Raw genomic sequence first — 19,526 nt, 5'->3', positions numbered from 1 at the left:
GGGCGGGTTCCGAAACCGTAACTCGCTCACGTGCGCGCGTCTCGACCGCGCGCCGGCGCTTCGCTACGGTTCGTCAACACCTGAGGGGATTTTGAATGCTCGACGACAAGGCGCTTGCCACGATTTTCCGCGACGCCCGCACGCATAACGGCTGGCTCGACAAGCCGGTGACCGACGAACAGCTGCACGCGATCTACGATCTGATGAAATGGGGCCCGACGTCGGCCAACTGCCAGCCCACCCGCATCGTCTTCGTGCGCACCCCGGAGGGCAAGGAGAAGCTCAAGCCGGCGCTCAGCGCAGGCAATACCGAGAAGACGATGACCGCGCCGGTGACGGCGATCCTCGCCTACGATCCGGAGTTCTTCGAGCATCTGCCGCGGATGTTCCCGCACGACAAGACCGCCATCCACTGGTTCAAGGGCAAGCCGGCGGCCGAGCCGACCGCCTTCCGCAACGGCACGCTGCAGGGCGCCTACCTGATCATCGCGGCCCGTGCACTCGGTCTCGACTGCGGCGCCATGAGCGGCTTCGACAATGCCAAGGTCGACGCGGCCTTCTTCCCCGACGGAAAGTACAAGACGAACTTCCTGTGCAACATCGGCTACGGCGATCACGCGAAGCTGTTCGCGCGCAGCCCGCGCTTCGCGTTCGACGAGGTCTGCAAGATCGTCTGAGCTTAGATCCCGAAGAAGGCGCCGATCCTCTTCCAGGGCAGCGGCAGCAGCGAGATCAGCGCCACCAGCCCGAAGCCCAGGATGATGGCGCCGGAGCCGCGGTTGAGCCACAGCAGGCCGGCTCCGGTGAAACGGGCCCTGAGCGAGACGGACGCGGTGCAAATGATCGTCCACCAGGCCAGTGCGCCGCAGAACACCGCGGCGACCAGCAGCGTGGCGTCGGGCAGGCTTGCACCGACGCCGGCCAGGTTGCGGCCGGCGAAGGCCGCGCCGAAGGCCATCACGGTGAGGGGATTGAACACCGTGATGAAGAAGCTCGAACTGGCATAGTGGAAGTGGGTGGCGAACTGGTGCTCGCGGTCGTCGGCCACGGGATCGCCGACATTGCGCGGCCGGTGACGCATCGTCGTCCAGCCCATGATCACCAGCACGAGGCCGCCGATACCCAACAGCCAGGCTTCGCGCTCGATCACGAACTGCTGCACGAAGGACAGGCCGAAGGCCGCGACGGCGCCGAACACGGCGTCGCCCAGTGCGGCGCCGATGCCGGTCATGTAGCCGGCCATGGCGCCGACGGTGATGGAGCGCCGCATGCACAGCACGGCCGCCGGCCCGACCGGCACCGCGATCAGGAAGCCGATCGCCGCTCCCTCGATGGCGAGCGAGAGGGGATTGAAGACGAACCCGGGCACGTCCATCGCGTGCCTATAGCCTCTCGGCCTTGAACGCGCGCGGCGGCGCAACCAGCCGGTCCTGCGCCGCCACCAGCTGCAGTTCGCGCTCACCCATCGCCTCGGTGGTTTCCAGCACCGCGAAGATCGATGAGGCGGCCTTGCCCAGCGCATCGGCGATTTCGTCGCCCGAGATCCAGTGGGCCGTGAACAGGGCGGCGACCGCGTCGCCGGTGCCGTTCGGCGCGATAGCGAAGCCGATCATCGGCGTCGCAACCCGCCAGGCGGCCTCGCGCGTCACCGCCACCATCTCGATCGTGTCCGACGGCGCATCGGCGCGGCGCAGGCTGGTGATGAGGGCGAGCCGCGGGCCCCGGGTCTCGCCCTGGAGCAGGGTGCGTGCGGCCGCCAGCGCCTCGGCCATGGTCGAGACCGTGCGGCCGGTCAGGTGTTCGAGCTCGAAATGGTTGGGTGTCACCAGGTCTGCAGCGGGGATCGCGCGCTCGCGGAAGAAGGTGTCGATGCCCGGCTTGACGTAGATTCCGGTGTCGATGTCGCCCAGGACCGGATCGCAGCACCAGACGGCGCGCGGGTTGGCCGCCCGCACACGGCGTGCGGTATCCAGGACGACGTCGGCCAGGGCCGCATCGCCGACATAGCCGGTCAGCAAGCCATCGCAGCGCGAGAATTGGCCCAACGCCTCGATGCCCTGAACGATCTCGGCAACCTGCTCCGCCGAGGCCGCACGACCGCGCCAGGCGCCATAGCCCGTGTGGTTCGAGAACTCGACCGTGTTCACCGCCCAGACTTCGTGGCCCAATCGTTGCAGGGGAAAGGTCGCTGCACGATTGCCGACGTAGCCGTAGGCGACATGGCTCTGGAGGGACAGGAAGCGCATGGCCGGCGCCACCTTGCCACAAGGAAGGCCGTCATTATAGTCCGCCGCGTTTTCGGGGAGGCCCAGAGATGTCGAAGTCCGTCCGTCCGCGCCGCAGCGTGCTCTACATGCCCGGCGCCAATACGCGAGCGCTGGAAAAGGCGCGCACCCTGCCGGCCGACGCGCTGATCTTCGACCTCGAGGATGCGGTGGCGCCCGATGCCAAGGAGGCGGCGCGGGCCAACGTGGTCGCCGCGGCGCAGAGCAAGGGCTACGGCAAGCGCGAGATCGCGATCCGCTGCAACGGGCTTGCCACTCCCTGGGGAGCGGCCGACATCACCGCGATCGCCAAATCGGGCGCCGACGCGGTCGTGGTGCCGAAGGTCGAGAGCGCGGCCGAGGTGGCGAGGGTGATCGGCCTGCTCGATGCGGCCGGTGCGCCCGAATCGATGGCGGTCTGGGCCATGATGGAAACGCCCAAGGGCATTCTGCGGGCCGAAGAGGTGGCGGGCGCGCATCCGCGGCTCACGCTCTTCATCATGGGCACCAACGATCTGGTGAAGGATATGCGCGCGCGCCATACGCCGATGCGCCTGCCGATGATCACGGCGCTCGGCCTCGGCATGCTCGCCGCCCGCGCCCACGGCCTCACGATCCTCGATGGCGTCTATAACGACATCCAGGACGCCGAAGGCTTCCGCGCCGTCTGCCAGCAGGGGCTGGAGATGGGCTTCGACGGCAAGACGCTGATCCATCCCACGCAGGTCGAGCCCTGCAACGAGGTGTTCGCGCCCTCCGCGGCCGAGCTGGAGATGGCGGGCAAGATCGTGACGGCCTTCAAGGCGGCCCAGGCCGAGGGCAAGGGCGTCGTCACCGTCGACGGACGCATGATCGAGAACCTTCACGTCGAGCAGGCCGAGCGTGCGCTGGCGCTGGCCGCCGCGATCAAGGAGCTGCAGGCCGCATGATGAGCCCCAAGAGCACTAGCAAGACCAACAACGGCAACTTCTTCGAGGATTTCCGCGTCGGGCAGGAATTCCATCATGCCACGCCGCGGACGCTGACCGAGGCCGATGCGGCGCTGAACGTCGCGCTCTACGGCTCGCGCTTCGCCATCAACTCGTCGGACGAATTTGCCCGCGCGATCGGCCTGCCGCGCGCGCCGCTCGACGACATGCTCGTCTTCCATGTCGTCATCGGCAAGACGGTGCCGGACATCTCGCTGAACGCCGTCGCCAATCTCGGCTATGCCGAGTTCCGCTGGGGCGTGCCGGTCTATCCGGGCGACACGCTGTCGGCGAAGTCGACCGTGCTGGGCCTGCGCGAGAATTCGAACAAGACCAGCGGCGTCGTCTGGGTGCGCTCAACGGGCGTCAACCAGAAGGGCGAAATGGTGCTCGACTATGTGCGCTGGGTGATGGTGCACAAGCGCGACCCGCAGGCGCCCGTCCAGGAGACCGTCGTGCCGAAGACCGCGCTGGCGGTGAAGCCGGAGGATCTCGTGGTGCCGGCCGGCCTGTCGCTCGCCGGCTATGACGACGGCGCCGCCGGTTCTTCGCACCGCTGGGAGGATTACGCGCCAGGCGAGCGCATCGATCATGTGAGCGGCATGACGCTCGAGGACTCCGATCACATGTTCTCGACGCGGCTCTACCAGAACACCGCGCGCGTGCATTTCGACGCTTTCGCCGGCAAGCAGACGCGCTTCGGCCGCCGCCTCGCCTATGGCGGTCACGTGATCTCGCTGGCGCGCGCACTGTCGTTCAACGGGCTGGCAAACGCCTTCCGGGTCGCCGCCTTCAATGCGGGAAGCCACGTTGCCCCAACCTTTGGTGGCGACACGATCTATGCCTGGTCGGAGGTGCTGGAGACGGCGCCGCTTCCGGGGCGCGACGATGTCGGCGCCTTGCGAGTGAGAAGCATTGCGGCAAAGGATTGCCCGTGTGGCGAGTGGCCGGGCAAGGGTGCGGACGGCAAATATCACCCCGCGGTCGTGCTCGATCTCGACTATTGGCTGCTGATGCCCAGGCATAAAGCCTAGCCGAACAGCCGGCAGGCGGATTTGCGCTTGCAAATCCGGGGCTTAACGCGCGTGCGACGCCGACATTCGTTGACTTGATGCGGCTGCGCGCTAAAAACAGCGCCAGCCGATATCGGCACTAGAGGTCATCACGGATGAGCGTCGCCAACCGGCCGGTGCATCGGCCGCTTTCTCCGCATCTGCAAGTCTACCGCCCGCAGCTCACCTCCATTCTCTCGATCCTGCATCGTGCGACGGGCATCGCCCTGTCGGTGGGCGTGCTCTATCTCGCCGTCTGGGTGATGTGCGCGTCTGCGGGGCCCGAGACCTATGCGAAGTTCCAGGGCTTCAACAGTTCGATCGTCGGGCGCTTCGTGCTGGGCGGATGGCTGTTCTGCCTGTTCTATCACCTGTTCAACGGCATCCGGCACCTGTTCTGGGATGCGGGCTACGGCTTCGAGCTCAAGGATGCCTATCGCAGCGGCTGGCTGGTCGTGGTGGCGTCCCTCGTGGTGACGGCGATCGCGTGGATCGTCGGTCTGCGGCTGATCTGAGGAGCGACGGATGAACAGCGATCTCAGAAGCCCTCTCAATCGCGCCCGCGGCCTCGGCTCGGCCAAGGACGGGCTGCATCACTGGTGGGCCCAGCGCCTCACCGCCCTCGCGCTGATCCCGCTCGTGATCTGGTTCGCCATCTCGCTCGTAACGATGAGCGGTGCCGACTACGGCATGGTGCGCGCCTGGATCGGATCGCCGGTCGCGATGGTGCTGCTGATCCTGACCATCGTGATCGGACTGCATCATGGCCAGCTCGGGTTGCAGGTCGTGATCGAGGACTACGTGCACAATGACGGGGTCAAGCTGGCGCTGATCGTTGCGGTGAGGTTCGTCGCGGTCTTGTTCGGCCTGGCTGCGGTCGTGGCCATCATGCGTATCGGATTCGGAGGCTAAGTCATGGCCGAGGCCAGCAGCGGCAAGAGCACCCCGCCCGTCGCGGGAATCGTCAACATCGGCAACACCGCCTACAAGGTGATCGATCACGAATACGACGTGGTCATCGTCGGTGCCGGCGGTGCCGGTCTTCGCGCGACCTTCGGCATGGCCAACAAGGGCTTCAAGACGGCCTGCATCACCAAGGTGTTCCCGACCCGCAGCCACACCGTGGCGGCGCAGGGCGGCATCTCCGCCGCGCTGGGCAACATGGGCCCGGACGACTGGCGCTGGCACATGTACGACACGGTCAAGGGCTCTGACTGGCTCGGCGACCAGGACGCGATCGAATACATGTGCCGCGACGGCATCGGCGCGATCATCGAGCTCGAGCATTACGGCGTGCCGTTCAGCCGCACGCCCGAGGGCAAGATCTACCAGCGCCCGTTCGGCGGCATGACGACCGAGTACGGCAAGGGCATCGCCCAGCGCACCTGCGCCGCCGCCGACCGTACCGGCCACGCGATCCTGCACACGCTCTACCAGCAGTCGCTCAGGAACCACGCCGAGTTCTTCATCGAGTATTTCGCGCTCGACCTGATCATGGACGAAGGCGTCTGCCGCGGCGTCATGGCCTGGAACCTCGACGACGGCACCATCCATCGTTTCCGCGCCCACAAGGTGGTGCTGGCGACCGGTGGTTACGGCCGCGTCTACCAGACGGCGACGTCGGCCCACACCTGCACGGGTGACGGTGGCGCCATGGCGCTGCGCGCCGGCCTGCCGCTGCAGGATCTCGAGTTCGTGCAGTTCCATCCGACCGGCGTGTTCGGGGCGGGCTGCCTCATCACCGAGGGCGTGCGCGGCGAAGGCGGCTACGTCACCAACTCGAGCGGCGAGCGCTTCATGGAGCGCTATGCGCCGTCGGCCAAGGACCTGGCTTCGCGCGACGTCGTCAGCCGTTCGATGACCGTCGAGATCCGCGAAGGCCGCGGCTGCGGTCCGAACAAGGATTACATCGAGCTGCACGTCGAGCATCTCGACCCGAAGATCATCCACGAGCGCCTGCCGGGTATCGCCGAGACCGCGCGCATCTTCGCCGGCGTCGACGTGACCCGCCAGCCGATCCCGATCCTGCCGACCTGCCACTACAATATGGGTGGCATCCCGGCGAACTATCACTGCGAAGTGATGACGGTGAAGGACGGCAATCCCAACACCGTCGTCCCCGGCCTGATGGCGCTGGGCGAGGCGGCCTCGATCGGCGTCCACGGCGCCAACCGTCTCGGCTCCAACTCGCTGCTCGAGCTGGTCGTGTTCGGCCGCTCCGCCGCCAACCGCGTCGCCGAGCAGATGACGCCGGGCCAGCCGCACAAGGACATGCCGCGCGCCGGCGAGGAGGCGATCGCCCGCCTTGACCGCGCCCGCCACGCCAACGGCGGCACGCCGACGTCCCAGCTGCGTGCCATGATGCAGAAGACCATGCAGAACGATTGCGCGGTGTTCCGCACCACCAAGACCCTCGAAGAGGGCTGCGTGAACATGGACAAGGTGTTCGCCGGCAAGGACGACGTTCGCGTCAAGGATCGCTCGATGATCTGGAACTCCGATCTGATGGAGACGCTGGAGTTCGAGAACCTGATCCTCCAGGCGCAGGGCACGATCCGCTCGGCGGCCAATCGCAAGGAAAGCCGCGGCGCCCACGCGCACGAGGATTTCCCGGACCGCAACGACAAGGACTGGCTGAAGCACACGGTCGTCTGGGTCGACGAGAAGACCGGCAAGACCCGGATCGACTACCGTCCGGTCAACCTGCAGCCGATGAGCAACGACGTCCAGTCGTTCCCGCCCAAAGCCCGCGTGTACTAACCGCCCGCGTGTACTGAGTTCGAGAGGACCAAATGGCCGAGTTCACTCTTCCCGCCAATTCCAAGGTCGGCGTCGGTCAGACCTACGCCGCTCCGGCGGGCGCCAAGAACATCCGGAAGTTCAAGGTCTATCGCTGGACCCCGGAAGACGGGAAGAACCCGTCGGTCGACACCTATGAAGTCGACATGGACACGTGCGGGCCGATGGTTCTCGACGCGCTGATCAAGATCAAGAACGAGATGGACAGCTCGCTCACCTTCCGGCGCTCCTGCCGCGAGGGCGTGTGCGGTTCGTGCGCGATGAACATCGACGGCACCAACACGCTGGCCTGCACCAAGTTCATCGACGAGGTTAAGGGCGACATCAAGATCTACCCGCTGCCGCACATGCCGGTGGTGCGCGATCTGGTGCCCGATCTCAACGTGCCCTACGCCCAGCTCACCTCGATCGAGCCGTGGCTGAAGTCGACCACCCAGCCGCCGACGCGCGAGCGCCTTCAGTCGCCGGAGGAGCGCGCCAAGCTTGACGGCCTGTGGGAGTGCATCCTGTGCTTCTGCTGCTCGACCTCCTGCCCCAGCTACTGGTGGAACGGCGAGCGCTATCTCGGACCGGCCATCCTGCTGCAGGCCTACCGCTGGATCGCCGACAGCCGCGACGAAGCCAAGGGCGAGCGCCTCGACAATCTCGAGGATCCGTTCCGGCTCTATCGCTGCCACACGATCATGAACTGCACGAAGACCTGCCCCAAGAGCTTGAACCCGGCCAAGGCGATCGCCGAGATCAAGAAGCTGATGGTCGAGCGCACCATCTAGGCGGCTCGCCTTTTGCTATGCTGAAGCCACCGGGAGACAAAAGGGGGCTTCAGCCATGTCATTCAAATCCATCACCGTAGCGGCCGCGCTCGCGGGCACGGCGGCGCTTGCCGCCGGACCGGCCTCGGCCGGCCAGACCTTCGACGCGGTCAAGGCCAAGGGCTTCGTCCAGTGCGCGGTCAATACCGGGCTGGCGGGCTTCTCGTTCGCCGACAGCCAGGGCAAGTGGACCGGCCTCGACGTCGATCTCTGCAAGGCCATCGCCGCGGCGATGTTCGGCGACGCCGAGAAGGTCAAGTTCACCCCGACCACCTCCCAGCAGCGCTTCGTCGCCCTGCAGTCGGGTGAGGTCGATGTCATCACGCGCAACGCCACGCAGACGCTGCTGCGCGATACCTCGCTGGGCTTCAACATCGCGGGCGTCAATTTCTACGACGGCCAGGGCTTCATCGTGCCGGCCAAGAGCAACATCAAGAGCGCCCGGGATCTGAACGGCGCCACGGTCTGCGTGCAGCCGGGCACGACGACCGAGCTCAACCTCGCGGACTATTTCCGCAAGAACAAGATGACCTTCAAGCCGGTGCTGATCGAGAAGCTCGACGAGCTGCTGCAGGCCTATGCCTCCGGCCGTTGCGACACCTACACGACCGACGCGTCGGGTCTCGCCGCGGTGCGGGCCGGCCAGCTCGCCGGCAAGGGCGAGCATGTCATCCTGCCCGAGCGCATCTCCAAGGAGCCGCTCGGTCCGATCGTGCGCCACGGCGACGACCAGTGGTTCGACCTCGTGAAGTGGACCCTGATGGGCATGATCGAGGCCGAGGAGATGGGCATCACGTCGAAGAACGTCGACGAGATGCTGAAGAGCGACGATCCCGCCGTGAAACGTTTCCTCGGCGTCACGCCCGGTTTCGGCAAGGCCACCGGTGTCGACGAGAAGTGGATGTACAACGTCATCAAGCAGATCGGTAACTACGGCGAGAGCTACGACCGCCATGTCGGCCCGGCCACGCCGCTCAAGCTGGAGCGCGGCCAGAACGCTCTGTGGACCAACGGCGGCCTGATGTACGCGATCCCGTTCCGCTGAGGTCTGGATCGAGAAAACTCCGTCGTCTCGACCGGAGCCGAGCGCAGCGAGGCGGAGTGGAGAGACCCTCGGTCCACCAAAAGCCGGCTAATCGTTGAGAGAAGGTCTCTCCACTCCGCGCTGCGCGCTCCGGTCGAGACGACGGTTTTGAATTTGTCTCGCTCTAAGGCGTGAGATCGAACCGCATCTTCTTGATGCGGCCGGTCGAGACCTCGAGCGCGACGATCCTGCCATCGCGGTCGCGGACGAGATGGGCGAGCTGGGTCGCCTTGATCCAGCTGCCCGGCGATTCGACTTCCACCGTGTCGGCGTCGAGGCCGCGCACGATCCACGGCGCACCGCCCGAGATCAGCGGTCCGCCGACCTCCATCGTCCAGTCCTTGCCGTCGCGGCTGATGCGCCACACGGCGGCACAATCGGACGAGACGTAGGTGCCGGCGAGGTCGGCTGGTACGGCCGCGCGCTTGGCGAGCATGCCGAAGGTGACGATGCGGCCGGCGCCGAGATCGACCTTCAGCGTGCCCTTGGGACCGGGCTTCAGGGCGAATTCGTAGGAGCCGCGTTCGGCCGCCAGCCAGCCGCCGCCGCGGCGGCCCAGCGCGAAGGGCATGCCGTTCTGCGTCACGACCGCCTCGCCGTTGCGCCACGCGAGGTCGAACAGCGACGGTTCTTCCGCGTTGAACCAGGTGCCGGCGAGCAGCTTGATCTCGGTCGCGCTGATCGGCGGCAGCGCCGGCTTCATCCGGCTGTTGCCTTCCAGCGCCAGAGCGGCGATGGCCCGGGCGCGCCGCCAGGGATCGATGCTGCCCAAGTTGGCGATCACCACGACGGTGAGATCGGCCTTCGGCACGCGCAGGAATTCCGTGCGGAAGCCGGGCCACAGGCCGCCGTGACCGACCGTCGCCAGGCCCCGCAACTGCTCGACGGCGACGCCGCGGCGGTAGTTGTTGGCCTTGCCGCCGGTGAGGGGCGCGACGGCGGCGAGTTGTGTCGGCAAGGTCTTGCCGAGCGTCGGTCGGTCAAAATGCCGGCTCCAGATCAGCAGGTCCTCGACGGTGGAGGTGAGCCCGCCTTCGCCGCCCTGCGGATAGGCATGCGCGGCGCGCCGGAAACCCTGCTCGGCGTCGCCGAGATAGCCGGTGGCGAGGTTGGGAATCACCGCGTCGATCTCGGCGACCAGGGACGTGTGCGCCATGCCGAGCGGCTTGAAGATGCGTTCGGCGAGAACCTCGCCCAGCTTCTTCTTCGCGAGCTTCTCGACGATCAGCCCCAGCAGCAGGAAGTTGGTGTTGCTGTAGAGGAAGCGGCTGCCGGGCGCGAAGTTGAGATGGCGGTTGCGCGTGCAGGCGTCGAACAGGTCCTCCGGCCGGGCCGGCCTGTCGAGCCCGTGCCCGCCCAGCCGCAGCAGCTCGAGGAAATCGGGCAGGCCGCTCGAATTGCGCATCATCTGGTCGATCGTCACCGGCAGCGGCGGCAGCTCGGGCAGATACTTGTGCGGCGGATCGGAGAGCTTGAGCTTGCCTTCGGCCGCCAGCATCAGGGCCGCCGTCACCGTGAACTGCTTGCTCACCGAGGCGATGCGGAAGCGCGTGTCGGGCCGGATCGGCACGCCGAGCTCGATGCTGGCCAGACCGAAGCCCTTGCAGAACGCGATCTCACCGCCGCGCATCACGCCGACGACGGCGCCGGGCGAGCCGGGCTTGGTGTAAGGGGCAAACAACGCGTTGACGCGGCGCTCGAAGACGGCGGATTCAATGGCTTTCGACATGCAGGCCAGTCAATCGAAGCGGCTCGCCCTTGTAAAGGCGAGCCGCTAGGCTTGCGCGAAGAGTCGGGGAGAAAGCGCGCGATGGATCGTCAGTTCGTGAAGATCGAGAAGGGGCTCGGCCCGCAGGGGCGCATCGCCGTCGTGCGTTTCGACCGCGGCGACAACATCAATGCGCTCAGCCAGCAGGCGATGCGAGAACTGCGCGACGTGCCGCGCGAGTTCGAGGACGATCTCGAAACTTCGGTCGTGATCCTGACCGGTTCGGCCAAGGCCTTCTCTGCCGGCTTCGACCTCAAGGACACAGACGGTCGCGCCCGCGACGGTCTGCCGATCGGCGAGCGCATCCAGCGCCAGCGGCTCGGGCCGAAGATGTGCAAGGCCTGGCAGGACATGGACCAGGTCACGATTGCCGCCATCGAGGGGCACTGCATCGGCGGTGGCGCGGCACTGGTGGTGTCGCTCGACTTTCGCACCTGCGGCCGCTCGGCGCATTTCCGCATTCCCGAGATCGAGCTCGGCATGAACATGAGCTGGGGCTCGATCCCGCGCATGCTGGCGTTGATGGGCCCGGCGCGCACCAAGCAGGCGGTGATCCTGGCGTCGGATCGCATCGGGGCCGCGAAGGCGCTGGACTGGGGGCTCGTCGAGGAAGTGGTGGACGACGGACAGGCGCTCGCCGCCTCGATGGCATTCGCCGAGCGCATCGCCCGCCAGCCGCCGATCCCGGTGCGCATGACCAAGACCACGGTCAACCGCCTCGTCCACGCGCTCGACGATCTCGGCAGCCACATGGACGCCGACCAGAACGTGCTGACCGGCCTCACCGAGGACTACAGGGAAGGAACCGCGGCGTTCCGCGAGAAGCGCAAGCCGTCGTTCAAGGGGCGCTAAGCTGCTTTTTGTCGTCCTGAGCGAAGCGAAGGACCTAACGCAACGACCAAAGTACTGCGTGGCTGGCGTCAGATCCTTCGCTTCGCTCAGGATGACGAGAGATAATGCCCTTGCAGTAAGACGTCAGAGCTTTCGCGTCGGCAGCTGGTCGACGATGGCCTGGCGTGCCGGGTCGTCGAGCCTGGCCCAGCGGCCGATCTCGTCGATCGTGCGCCGGCAGCCGAGGCAGAGGCCGCTCTTCTGGTCGAGCTTGCAGATGCCGATGCAGGGCGACATCACGCGACGGACCGCGGACGATGGCGACGACGTCATCGAGCGGTCAGGGCTTCTTGCCGAGTTCCGCGAGCTGGCTCTGCAACTCGTCGAGCTTGCGCTTCAGGTCGTCGATCGCCGCATCGCTGGACGGCGCCGCGCTCTCCGGCCTGGCCGGCTCGTGACCGTTGGCAGCCCCAGGCGACGAAGAGGGCGACGGCGCGGAGGCCTGCCCGCTGCCGGGAGCCTGCGCGCCGGGCGCGGTGCCGAAGGGGTTGAACATGCGCATGGCGTTCTCGAACATCGCCATGTTCTGCTTGCCCATCGACTCGAACTGCTGGAACGGATTGAAGCCGAAGGCATTCTGCATGTAGCGCCGCATCTGGTCCTGATTGCGCGCGAACTGCGTCATCGACATTTCGAGATACTGCGGCACCACGCCCTGCAGGCTGTCGCCGTAGAAGGAGATGAGCTGGCGCAGGAACGGGATCGGCAGCAGCGTCTGGCCGCCCTTGCTCTCTTCCTCGAAGATGATCTGCGTCAGCACCGAGCGCGTGATCTCGTCGCCCGTCTTCGCGTCGTAGACGACGAAGTCGGTCTTGTCCTTCACCATCTGGGACAGATGATCCAGCGTCACATAGGCCGAGGTCGCGGTATTGTAGAGCCGTCTGTTCGCGTACTTCTTGATCACCACCGGCGCCGCTTTCGGTCCGCCGTCGGGTACTGCCTGGTCGGCCATTACGCTTCGCTCCTTTAGCTCCCGCGCGCCGTGAACGCTCGTTTACTCAGGGAGGCGCACCTTAGCGCCGATGCCGCAGTGCGACAACCCAACCTTCGCCGATCGAAGCAGCGTTGGCGCGGCTATGCGTTATAGTGCGCAGATGGTCTCCGGAAACGACGACAAGACGGCCGGTACAACCGACTCGGGAGCCGAATTCGACAGGCTGGCCCGGCGTTATCTCGATCTGTGGCAGGCCCAGCTGGCGGGCCTGGCGTCGGATCAGGCGGTCACCGAGCAGATTGCCCGCCTGTTCGCGGCCGCGAATTCCCAGGTCGCTTCGGCATTGCAGGTTGCGCAAGGAGCGTCCCATGCAGACACGACTAGGTCCCCGTCCGCTGCCGCTCCATCTGGGAACGGCCCTGATGACGTGGGCGAGCTCCGAAAGCGCGTGGAGTCTCTTGAAGCAAGGCTCGCCGACCTCGAAGCCCGCCTCCGAGGTTCCTGAATCTCTGGCGGCCCTGCTGCCAGAGATCGCGGCGCTCGAAGCCAAGGCCGGGCCCGGCCAATTCGAACAGGCACTGCAGCGCGAGATTCGTCGGCGTCAGATCCGACTGGCCGACGGCGTTCTCGCCTATCAACGCAATGACTTCCAGCGCGACCTGGAGGATCCACCCGCCGTCTGGCGCGAAGGCAATACGCGCCTGCTCGACTACGGCGCCACGCATCGCGCCGCGCGCAAACGCGGCACGCGCGCCGTGCTGGTCGTGCCCTCGCTGATCAATCGCTGGGAAGTGCTCGACCTCACGGCAGAGAAGAGCCTGCTGCGCGCCATGGCCGCCCAGGGGCTTCGGCCCTATCTCGTCGACTGGGGAACGCCCGAGGGCGAGGAACGCGGCTTCGACACGACCGCGTACGTCGCGCGTCTCGAGCGGGCGCTGGGCTACGTCGCCCGCCGGGCCCGCCGCGCGCCGGCCGTTCTCGGCTATTGCATGGGCGGCACGCTCGCCGTGGCCCTGGCGGCGCGCCGGCCGCGTCGCGTCGCGGGCCTGGCGCTGATGGCGGCCCCGTGGGATTTCCACGCCGACCGCACCGGCCAGGCCTTCCTGCTCTCGACCGGGCCGCTGCTCGCGGAGGTGGCGGATCGCGTGGGTGAACTGCCGGTTGATATCCTGCAGACCCTGTTCTGGTCGCTCGATCCCTGGCTTTCGGTGAAGAAGTTCGGGCGTTTCGTGGGGCTCGATCCCAAGGGCGAGAGTGCCAAGGAGTTCGTTCTGCTCGAGGACTGGCTGAACGGCGGCGCGCCGCTCGCCGGCCCGACCGCGCGCGAATGCCTGGTCGGCTGGTATGGCGAGAATACGCCGGGCCGCGGCCAGTGGGTCGTCGGCGGCAAGCGCATCGTGCCGTCGAAGATCAAGCTTCCGTCCCTGGTCATGATCCCGTCGGGCGACCGCATCGTGCCGCCTCTGTCCGCGGCCGCGCTGGCGGATCCGAAGAAGGGCCTGAAGAAGGTGACCCGGATCGACCTGCCGCTCGGTCATATCGGCATGGTGGTGAGCGGGCGTGCCCGAGACCTCTGCTGGACGCCGCTGATCGGCTGGCTGGCGGCGCTTCCGTCCCGGCGGGCCCGTGTCGTCGCCGTCTAGGTCCGTCGACTGGCGCGTGCCGGCGATCTGGGCGGTGCTGCTCACCGTCTCGGTGTTCGCCCATGCCCATGTCGAGATGGCCAACGAGACGGCGCGGGGCGTGCAGATGCCCTACGCGACGGCGCTGGCGATCCAGATTGCCAGCCACCTGGTGGTGGCGGCGCTGCTGCCGGCGATCTACTGGCTGCATCGACGCTGGCCGATCGGCGGACAGCCTCGAAACGTGCTCATTCACATCGCGGCAGTCGTGCCCTTCAGCATCGCCCATACGGTCGGCATGGCGGCACTCAGGTTCGTGTGGTTCGGGGGAATCCTGGGCGAGACGCACAGCTTTCCGCTCACCTTCGACCGGATGCTCTACGAATTCGCCAAGGACATCATCGCCTATAGCGTGCTGAGTGCGGGCGCGGTGGCCTTGCGCCACGTGCTGGCGCGACCGGTCGCGCCCGCGATCGCGGAAGCCGCTGCGACGGCCGAGCCGCTGCCGCCGGAACCCCGGCCCGAGCGATTCGCCGTTCGGCGCAAGGGCAGGGAGGTCATGGTCGAGGTGGCCGACATCGACTGGATCGAGGCCTCGGGAAATTACGCCGTGCTCCACGTCGGCGACGAGACGTTCGAGATCCGCTCCTCGCTCACCAAGCTGGAAGGCGAGCTCGATCCCAAACGGTTCGTCCGCGTGCACAAATCGCATCTGGTGAACATCGCCCGCGTGGTCGAGGTGACACCCTGGGTGAGCGGCGACTGGCGCATCCGGCTGCAGAGCGGGGCCGAGGTCAATCTGAGCCGGCGCTATCGGCAGCGCTTCGAGGCCCTGGCGCCCGTCCGGGCCTGACCGGACGTCCCGCAGCGCCTGCCGGTCGTCCCACCGGTCGCGCCGGTCGTCACAAAACCACGCGAAATCAAGGGCTTGTAGGATAGGTCGGAGCGGTTCGCCCTGGAGCCCCGCCATGCATCCTGCCGTCCCCGCCCCTGCCATCCGCCGTGCCGATCTCGACTGGCTGCGCGTGCTCGCCTTCGGCCTGCTGATCTTCTACCACGCCGGCATGGCCTGGTCGGGCTGGAGCTGGCACGTCACCAGCCCGGACAGTCTCGACGGACTGCGCGAGGCGATGCGGTTCCTGAACCGCTGGCGCATGCCCCTGATCTTCCTGGTCTCCGGGGCGGCCATCATGCTGGCGCTGGGCGACCGCACCCCGGCAGCCTTCGTCCGCGACCGGCTGAAGCGCCTGGCGTTGCCGCTGGCCTTCGGCATGGCCGTGATCGTGCCGCCGCAGGTCTATCTGGAACGGCTGTACCGTGGCCAGTTCACCGGCTCGTTCCTGCAATGGCTGCCCCAGGCCTTCGAGGGCTCCTATCCCGCCGGCAATCTGAGCTGGCACCACCTGTGGTTCGTGGCCTACGTGCTGGTCCTGACCCTGGTGCTGCTGCCCGTCTTTCTGTGGGCCCGGTCGCCCTCGGGACGGGCAGCCGTCGCGAAATCCGGCCGGATCACGGCGCGCTTCGGCCTGCAATGGACGATGGTCCTGCCGCTCGCCGCCTCGACCCTGTGGTTGGCGCCGATCTCCTGGAACATCAACGGGCTGGTCGGCGACTGGCACGGCCTCGTTTCCTACGGCGTGCTGCTGCTCTATGGCGCCTTCATCTTCGGCTCTTCCGATGTGCTGGCGGCGCTCGAGCGCCAGCGCTTCTTCTCGCTGGCCGTCGGAATCCTCGCCTATGCCTGCCTCTATGCCGGCTACTTCGCGGGCACCGTCCGGCCGAGCATCCCGCCCGAGGCGCGGCCGATGTTTGCGCTCCTCTCCGCGGTCAACGTCATGGCCTGGCTGTTCGCCATCATCGGCTTCGCGCACCGCCACCTGACCCGGCGGCCGGCGTTTCTCTCCGAGGCCACCGAAGCGGTCTGTCCCTTCTACCTGATCCACCAGACAGTGACGGTCGTGGCCGTCTACTGGCTCCTGAAGATCGGCGCCCCACCGGTCACGGGCTTCCTTGCGGCGGTGGTGGCGACCTTCGCCGGAACCTGGTTGATTTACGCAGGCCTTGTGCGCCCGTGGCGCTGGGTCCGGCCGCTGTTCGGAATGAAGCCGGCCCCTCCGGGCGCGCGGCGGTCCTTGCCCCGCCGCGCGGCAGGCCTATAAATATCCGCAAGGGCGGCCTGCCAAGGAGGATTTCATGACGGACATCGTTATTGCGAGCGCAGCGCGCACGCCAATCGGCTCGTTCAACGGCGCGTTCGGCGCCGTGCCGGCACACGATCTCGGCAAGGTCGCCATCAAGGGCGCCCTCGAGCGCGCCAACGTGAAGCCCGAGGAAGTCGACGAAGTCATCATGGGCCAGATCCTGACCGGCGGTCAGGGCCAGAACCCGGCGCGTCAGGCGGCCGTGAATTCCGGGATCCCGGTCGAGAAGACCGCGCTCGGCATCAACCAGCTTTGCGGCTCCGGCCTGCGCGCCGTCGCCTTCGGCTGGCAGGCGATCCGCAACGGCGACGCCAGCATCATGGTGGTTGGCGGCCAGGAGAGCATGAGCCAGGCGCCGCACGCCGCGCATCTGCGCGACGGCACCAAGATGGGCGAGCTCAAGATGGTCGACACCATGCTGAAGGACGGCCTGTGGGACGCGTTCCACGGCTATCACATGGGCAACACCGCCGAGAACGTCGCGCAGAAGTACCAGATCACCCGCGCCGAGCAGGATGCCTTCGCGGCCTCCTCGCAGAACAAGGCCGAGGCGGCGCAGAAGTCCGGTCGCTTCAAGGACGAGATCGTCCCGGTGACGATCAAGACGCGCAAGGGCGATGTCGTCGTCGACAGCGACGAGTTCCCGCGTCACGGCACGACGGTCGAGGCGCTGGGCAAGCTGCGCCCGGCTTTCACCAAGGAAGGCGGTTCGGTCACCGCCGGCAACGCCTCGGGCATCAACGACGGCGCCGCGGCCCTGGTGCTGATGAGCGCCGACGAAGCCAAGAAGCGCGGCATCACCCCGCTCGCCAAGATCGTGTCGTGGGCGACCACGGGCGTCGATCCGTCGATCATGGGCATCGGCCCGGTCACGGCCTCGCAGGCCGCGCTGAAGAAGGCCGGCTGGACGGTGAAGGATCTCGACCTCGTCGAAGCCAACGAGGCATTCGCCGCCCAGGCGGTCGCCGTCGGCAAGGAACTCGGCCTCGATGCCGCGAAGCTCAACGTCAACGGCGGCGCGATCGCGCTCGGCCATCCGATCGGCGCCTCGGGCGCGCGCGTGCTGACGACGCTGCTCTATGAAATGCAGAAGCGCGACGCCAAGAAAGGCCTCGCCACGCTGTGCATCGGCGGCGGCATGGGCATCGCCATGTGCGTCCAGCGCGACTGATCTCTAGTCGACGCTTCAGAGTTCAAACGCCCGAAGGAGCGATCCTTCGGGCGTTTTCTTTCGACAACCTCATGCTGAGGAGGCTGCTTCGCAGCCATCTCGAAGCATGGGCCACATGCACCACGTCTGCTGCTCATCCTTCGAGACGCGCCGCTTCGCGGCGCTCCTCAGGCTGAGTAAGTGCTTGAATCGATACAGTTCATTTCCGGCCAGCCTCTCACGATGAGGTGGTTCGGTGAACCTGAAGCGGCGAAACCCTAGGGGTTGTAATAGGCGCCGACCTGCGTGCCGGCGCGGACGAGGCGGCGCCCGTCCTCCTGCGACAGCCAGGTGAGCTCGGCATCGTTGGTGCCCTTGGGCTGCGCCAGCAGGAAGCGCGTCTCGCCCGCGACGACGGTGATGATCACCTCGGTGCTCTCGCTGCTGCCGAAGGCCCGCAGGTCGTAGGGGTTCGGCGGCAGATCGAGGCGCATCCAGGTCGAGCCCGTCAGCCCGCCGACGGGATGGCGGCTCATGGAGATGGGGATGCTCGGCGCATCCGGCGGGGCGGTGTCGCGCACGAGGTAGAGCGCCGCCATGCCTTCCTTGGCAACCGGGAAGGACGCCGTGCCATAGGCCTGGTACCAGGGCGACGGCGAGTTCTGGCAGGCAGACAGGGACAGCGCCAGCAACGCGGCGCCCAGAAACTTCATCATGCAACGACCTCCGGCGGCAAAGTCCGACGGACGGGCCTGCGGGTCAAGCCTGTGCCTCGCCCGTCGCGGACTTCGGCAGTACCCGCATCCGCGCCAGAGGTGACACGACGATGACGAGGGTCGACAGCGCGAAGGCCGCGGCGATCATCAGCAGCGCCGCGTGCAGGCCGGGCTGTGCCGCCACGAAGCCGCCGGCCAGCGCGCCCAGGGGACGGACGCCGTAGATCGCGGTCTGGACGGTGGCATTGACCCGGCCCATCAGCGGCGACGGCGTCACGAGCTGACGCACGGTCGTCTGGCAGATCAGCCACAGCATCGGGCCGAAGCCCACCAGGAAGTAGCCGGCGGCCGCAAGGGCGAAGCCGTTGCCCGAGGGGGCCGTCAGGAACAGGGAGGCGGCGAGGATCGACACGGCCGGGCCGAAGATCAGGGTCGCCAACGGCGGCAGGCGGCGGGCCGTCACGGGAGCTACCAGCGCACCCAGGATCAGCCCGGCGCCATAGGTCGATTGCGCGAGGCCCATATGCGCCGGGTCGAGTCCGAGCGGTCCCAGCGCCAGCGGCGCCCAGATGGCGAGCAGCGCGAAGAAGGCGAAGTTCCAGAAGATCGCGCAGAGGCTGATGCCGCGCAGCAGTTCGTTGCGCAGCACGAAGGCCGTGCCGACGCGGATGGCGCTGGCAAGGGTCGGACGCTCCGCGCCCGTCGTCGGGGCTGTGCCTTCCGGCAGCGCGAGCACGCAGACCAGCGCCAGGGCGGCCCCGAGGGCTGCCAGCACATAGCCCCAGGTGGGCGACAGGTGCTGGGCGAGCAGGCCGGCCACGAACGGAGCGGCGAGACTGACGACGGCACGCGCCAGTTCGAGGCGCGCATTTGAGCGCGACAGGTCGCAGGGGGCCACGAGGCTCGGCAGCAGCGAGACCGAGGTCAGGACATAGACGACGGTGCCCGACGCGCCCGCGATGGCGGCGAGGCCCAGCAGGACGACATAGCCCGTGGCCGCCGCTGCAACCGCGACGAGCGAGGCCGTGAGACCGAGCGCCAGCGCGACGATCAGCATGCGGCGGCGCGGCATGCGGTCGATCCAGGTGCCGGCCGGCAGGGAGACCAGCAGCCAGGCGGCACTCTGCGCGGCGACCAGCAGGCCGAGCAGGTCCGGACCGGCACCGAGCACGAGCGTGGCGGTCAGGGGCAGGGTGGCGAGCGCCATCTGGTCGGCGGCGTGGGTCCCGGCGGCGGCGCCGAGCAGGGCGGTGAAGGGCTTCATG

The 19,526-nt window shown here is 67.3% G+C and carries 21 protein-coding genes; 13 read left to right on the top strand and 8 right to left on the bottom strand.

The window, feature by feature from the left end; all coding sequences use genetic code 11:
• Positions 1–95 precede the first annotated feature (95 nt).
• Positions 96–677 carry a malonic semialdehyde reductase gene (locus ACO07I_RS14430; protein WP_422008744.1) on the top strand — a complete coding sequence of 194 codons (582 nt, stop codon included), beginning with the start codon at positions 96–98 and terminating at the stop codon, positions 675–677.
• A 2-nt stretch (positions 678–679) separates the two neighbouring features.
• On the opposite strand, the gene ACO07I_RS14425 is transcribed toward ACO07I_RS14430, so the two are convergent.
• Both ACO07I_RS14425 and pdxY read right to left on the bottom strand, forming a co-directional pair.
• The gene (locus ACO07I_RS14425; RefSeq protein WP_422008742.1) at positions 680–1,375 is read right to left on the bottom strand and encodes a LysE family translocator; all 696 of its coding nucleotides are present in this window, start codon (positions 1,373–1,375) and stop codon (positions 680–682) included.
• Positions 1,376–1,382: 7 nt separating this feature from the next.
• Entirely contained in the window at positions 1,383–2,246 is an 864-nt protein-coding gene (pdxY, locus tag ACO07I_RS14420) for a pyridoxal kinase PdxY (protein WP_422008740.1), read from the bottom strand.
• A gap of 68 nt (positions 2,247–2,314) precedes the next feature.
• Between pdxY and ACO07I_RS14415 the strand changes: the two genes are divergently transcribed.
• From ACO07I_RS14415 to ACO07I_RS14385, 7 genes are all read left to right on the top strand, one after another.
• Positions 2,315–3,193, top strand: coding sequence for an HpcH/HpaI aldolase/citrate lyase family protein (locus ACO07I_RS14415; RefSeq protein ID WP_422008739.1), 879 nt, complete (start codon positions 2,315–2,317; stop codon positions 3,191–3,193).
• The gene (locus tag ACO07I_RS14410) at positions 3,190–4,266 is read left to right on the top strand and encodes a MaoC family dehydratase (RefSeq protein WP_422008737.1); all 1,077 of its coding nucleotides are present in this window, start codon (positions 3,190–3,192) and stop codon (positions 4,264–4,266) included. Before ACO07I_RS14415 ends, ACO07I_RS14410 begins: the two co-directional genes overlap by 4 nt.
• A 134-nt stretch (positions 4,267–4,400) precedes the next feature.
• Positions 4,401–4,799 carry a succinate dehydrogenase, cytochrome b556 subunit gene (gene sdhC / locus ACO07I_RS14405; protein ID WP_422008735.1) on the top strand — a complete coding sequence of 133 codons (399 nt, stop codon included), beginning with the start codon at positions 4,401–4,403 and terminating at the stop codon, positions 4,797–4,799.
• A 10-nt stretch (positions 4,800–4,809) separates the two neighbouring features.
• On the top strand, positions 4,810–5,196 hold the full coding sequence (gene sdhD, locus ACO07I_RS14400; protein WP_422008733.1) for a succinate dehydrogenase, hydrophobic membrane anchor protein: 387 nt from the start codon (positions 4,810–4,812) through the stop codon (positions 5,194–5,196).
• Positions 5,197–5,199: 3 nt separating this feature from the next.
• The gene (gene sdhA / locus ACO07I_RS14395) at positions 5,200–7,044 is read left to right on the top strand and encodes a succinate dehydrogenase flavoprotein subunit (protein WP_422008731.1); all 1,845 of its coding nucleotides are present in this window, start codon (positions 5,200–5,202) and stop codon (positions 7,042–7,044) included.
• A 32-nt stretch (positions 7,045–7,076) separates the two neighbouring features.
• Positions 7,077–7,856 (top strand): succinate dehydrogenase iron-sulfur subunit, encoded by a 780-nt coding sequence (locus tag ACO07I_RS14390; RefSeq protein ID WP_298318337.1) that lies wholly within the window; start codon positions 7,077–7,079, stop codon positions 7,854–7,856.
• 55 nt (positions 7,857–7,911) lie between these two features.
• Complete coding sequence (locus ACO07I_RS14385; protein WP_422008729.1) at positions 7,912–8,940, top strand: amino acid ABC transporter substrate-binding protein; 1,029 nt, start codon at positions 7,912–7,914, stop codon at positions 8,938–8,940.
• A gap of 163 nt (positions 8,941–9,103) precedes the next feature.
• Here the strand turns inward: ACO07I_RS14385 and ACO07I_RS14380 are convergent, their stop codons facing one another.
• Positions 9,104–10,708 (bottom strand): serine hydrolase domain-containing protein, encoded by a 1,605-nt coding sequence (locus ACO07I_RS14380; protein WP_422008728.1) that lies wholly within the window; start codon positions 10,706–10,708, stop codon positions 9,104–9,106.
• A gap of 81 nt (positions 10,709–10,789) precedes the next feature.
• On the opposite strand from ACO07I_RS14380, the gene ACO07I_RS14375 reads away from it, so the two are divergent.
• Positions 10,790–11,599 (top strand): enoyl-CoA hydratase/isomerase family protein, encoded by an 810-nt coding sequence (locus tag ACO07I_RS14375; RefSeq protein WP_422008726.1) that lies wholly within the window; start codon positions 10,790–10,792, stop codon positions 11,597–11,599.
• A gap of 123 nt (positions 11,600–11,722) precedes the next feature.
• On the opposite strand, the gene ACO07I_RS14370 is transcribed toward ACO07I_RS14375, so the two are convergent.
• The 3 genes from ACO07I_RS14370 to ACO07I_RS14360 all read right to left on the bottom strand — a co-directional run bounded on the left by ACO07I_RS14370 (position 11,723) and on the right by ACO07I_RS14360 (position 12,930).
• On the bottom strand, positions 11,723–11,911 hold the full coding sequence (locus tag ACO07I_RS14370) for a DUF1289 domain-containing protein (RefSeq protein ID WP_422008724.1): 189 nt from the start codon (positions 11,909–11,911) through the stop codon (positions 11,723–11,725).
• A 7-nt stretch (positions 11,912–11,918) separates the two neighbouring features.
• A complete protein-coding gene (gene phaR, locus ACO07I_RS14365; protein WP_422008722.1) occupies positions 11,919–12,590 on the bottom strand; it encodes a polyhydroxyalkanoate synthesis repressor PhaR in 672 nt (223 codons plus the stop codon).
• A 61-nt stretch (positions 12,591–12,651) separates the two neighbouring features.
• Positions 12,652–12,930 carry a hypothetical protein gene (locus ACO07I_RS14360; protein ID WP_422008720.1) on the bottom strand — a complete coding sequence of 93 codons (279 nt, stop codon included), beginning with the start codon at positions 12,928–12,930 and terminating at the stop codon, positions 12,652–12,654.
• Positions 12,931–12,940: 10 nt separating this feature from the next.
• Here ACO07I_RS14360 and ACO07I_RS14355 point away from each other — a divergent pair, with 10 nt between their 5' ends.
• From ACO07I_RS14355 to ACO07I_RS14340, 4 genes are all read left to right on the top strand, one after another.
• Positions 12,941–14,215: an alpha/beta fold hydrolase gene (locus ACO07I_RS14355; protein ID WP_422008718.1), complete on the top strand. Its 1,275-nt coding sequence runs from the start codon at positions 12,941–12,943 to the stop codon at positions 14,213–14,215.
• A complete protein-coding gene (locus ACO07I_RS14350) occupies positions 14,199–15,047 on the top strand; it encodes a LytTR family DNA-binding domain-containing protein (protein ID WP_422008716.1) in 849 nt (282 codons plus the stop codon). The genes ACO07I_RS14355 and ACO07I_RS14350 overlap by 17 nt, the downstream gene beginning before the upstream one ends.
• Before the next feature lie 115 nt (positions 15,048–15,162).
• Positions 15,163–16,353, top strand: coding sequence for an acyltransferase family protein (locus ACO07I_RS14345; RefSeq protein ID WP_422008714.1), 1,191 nt, complete (start codon positions 15,163–15,165; stop codon positions 16,351–16,353).
• A 34-nt stretch (positions 16,354–16,387) separates the two neighbouring features.
• Positions 16,388–17,566: an acetyl-CoA C-acetyltransferase gene (locus ACO07I_RS14340; RefSeq protein ID WP_422008712.1), complete on the top strand. Its 1,179-nt coding sequence runs from the start codon at positions 16,388–16,390 to the stop codon at positions 17,564–17,566.
• 257 nt (positions 17,567–17,823) lie between these two features.
• On the opposite strand, the gene ACO07I_RS14335 is transcribed toward ACO07I_RS14340, so the two are convergent.
• Both ACO07I_RS14335 and ACO07I_RS14330 read right to left on the bottom strand, forming a co-directional pair.
• On the bottom strand, positions 17,824–18,261 hold the full coding sequence (locus ACO07I_RS14335) for a hypothetical protein (RefSeq protein ID WP_422008710.1): 438 nt from the start codon (positions 18,259–18,261) through the stop codon (positions 17,824–17,826).
• A gap of 43 nt (positions 18,262–18,304) precedes the next feature.
• Complete coding sequence (locus ACO07I_RS14330) at positions 18,305–19,525, bottom strand: MFS transporter (protein WP_422008708.1); 1,221 nt, start codon at positions 19,523–19,525, stop codon at positions 18,305–18,307.
• Between the last annotated feature and the right edge of the window lies 1 nt (position 19,526).

The sequence above is a fragment of the Reyranella sp. genome (assembly GCF_965227665.1).
Taxonomy (GTDB): Bacteria; Pseudomonadota; Alphaproteobacteria; order Reyranellales; family Reyranellaceae; genus Reyranella.
The sequence above is the reverse complement of the archived record's forward strand: the minus strand, read 5'-3'. Positions and strand labels throughout refer to the sequence as shown.

Coding starts and splice junctions, on each gene's coding strand:
- ACO07I_RS14430 (WP_422008744.1), top strand. CDS start 96: ATGCTCGACGACAAGGCGCTTGCCACGATTTTCCGCGACGCCCGCACG.
- ACO07I_RS14425 (WP_422008742.1), bottom strand. CDS start 1,375: ATGGACGTGCCCGGGTTCGTCTTCAATCCCCTCTCGCTCGCCATCGAG.
- pdxY (WP_422008740.1), bottom strand. CDS start 2,246: ATGCGCTTCCTGTCCCTCCAGAGCCATGTCGCCTACGGCTACGTCGGC.
- ACO07I_RS14415 (WP_422008739.1), top strand. CDS start 2,315: ATGTCGAAGTCCGTCCGTCCGCGCCGCAGCGTGCTCTACATGCCCGGC.
- ACO07I_RS14410 (WP_422008737.1), top strand. CDS start 3,190: ATGATGAGCCCCAAGAGCACTAGCAAGACCAACAACGGCAACTTCTTC.
- sdhC (WP_422008735.1), top strand. CDS start 4,401: ATGAGCGTCGCCAACCGGCCGGTGCATCGGCCGCTTTCTCCGCATCTG.
- sdhD (WP_422008733.1), top strand. CDS start 4,810: ATGAACAGCGATCTCAGAAGCCCTCTCAATCGCGCCCGCGGCCTCGGC.
- sdhA (WP_422008731.1), top strand. CDS start 5,200: ATGGCCGAGGCCAGCAGCGGCAAGAGCACCCCGCCCGTCGCGGGAATC.
- ACO07I_RS14390 (WP_298318337.1), top strand. CDS start 7,077: ATGGCCGAGTTCACTCTTCCCGCCAATTCCAAGGTCGGCGTCGGTCAG.
- ACO07I_RS14385 (WP_422008729.1), top strand. CDS start 7,912: ATGTCATTCAAATCCATCACCGTAGCGGCCGCGCTCGCGGGCACGGCG.
- ACO07I_RS14380 (WP_422008728.1), bottom strand. CDS start 10,708: ATGTCGAAAGCCATTGAATCCGCCGTCTTCGAGCGCCGCGTCAACGCG.
- ACO07I_RS14375 (WP_422008726.1), top strand. CDS start 10,790: ATGGATCGTCAGTTCGTGAAGATCGAGAAGGGGCTCGGCCCGCAGGGG.
- ACO07I_RS14370 (WP_422008724.1), bottom strand. CDS start 11,911: ATGACGTCGTCGCCATCGTCCGCGGTCCGTCGCGTGATGTCGCCCTGC.
- phaR (WP_422008722.1), bottom strand. CDS start 12,590: ATGGCCGACCAGGCAGTACCCGACGGCGGACCGAAAGCGGCGCCGGTG.
- ACO07I_RS14355 (WP_422008718.1), top strand. CDS start 12,941: ATGCAGACACGACTAGGTCCCCGTCCGCTGCCGCTCCATCTGGGAACG.
- ACO07I_RS14345 (WP_422008714.1), top strand. CDS start 15,163: ATGCATCCTGCCGTCCCCGCCCCTGCCATCCGCCGTGCCGATCTCGAC.
- ACO07I_RS14340 (WP_422008712.1), top strand. CDS start 16,388: ATGACGGACATCGTTATTGCGAGCGCAGCGCGCACGCCAATCGGCTCG.
- ACO07I_RS14335 (WP_422008710.1), bottom strand. CDS start 18,261: ATGATGAAGTTTCTGGGCGCCGCGTTGCTGGCGCTGTCCCTGTCTGCC.
- ACO07I_RS14330 (WP_422008708.1), bottom strand. CDS start 19,525: ATGAAGCCCTTCACCGCCCTGCTCGGCGCCGCCGCCGGGACCCACGCC.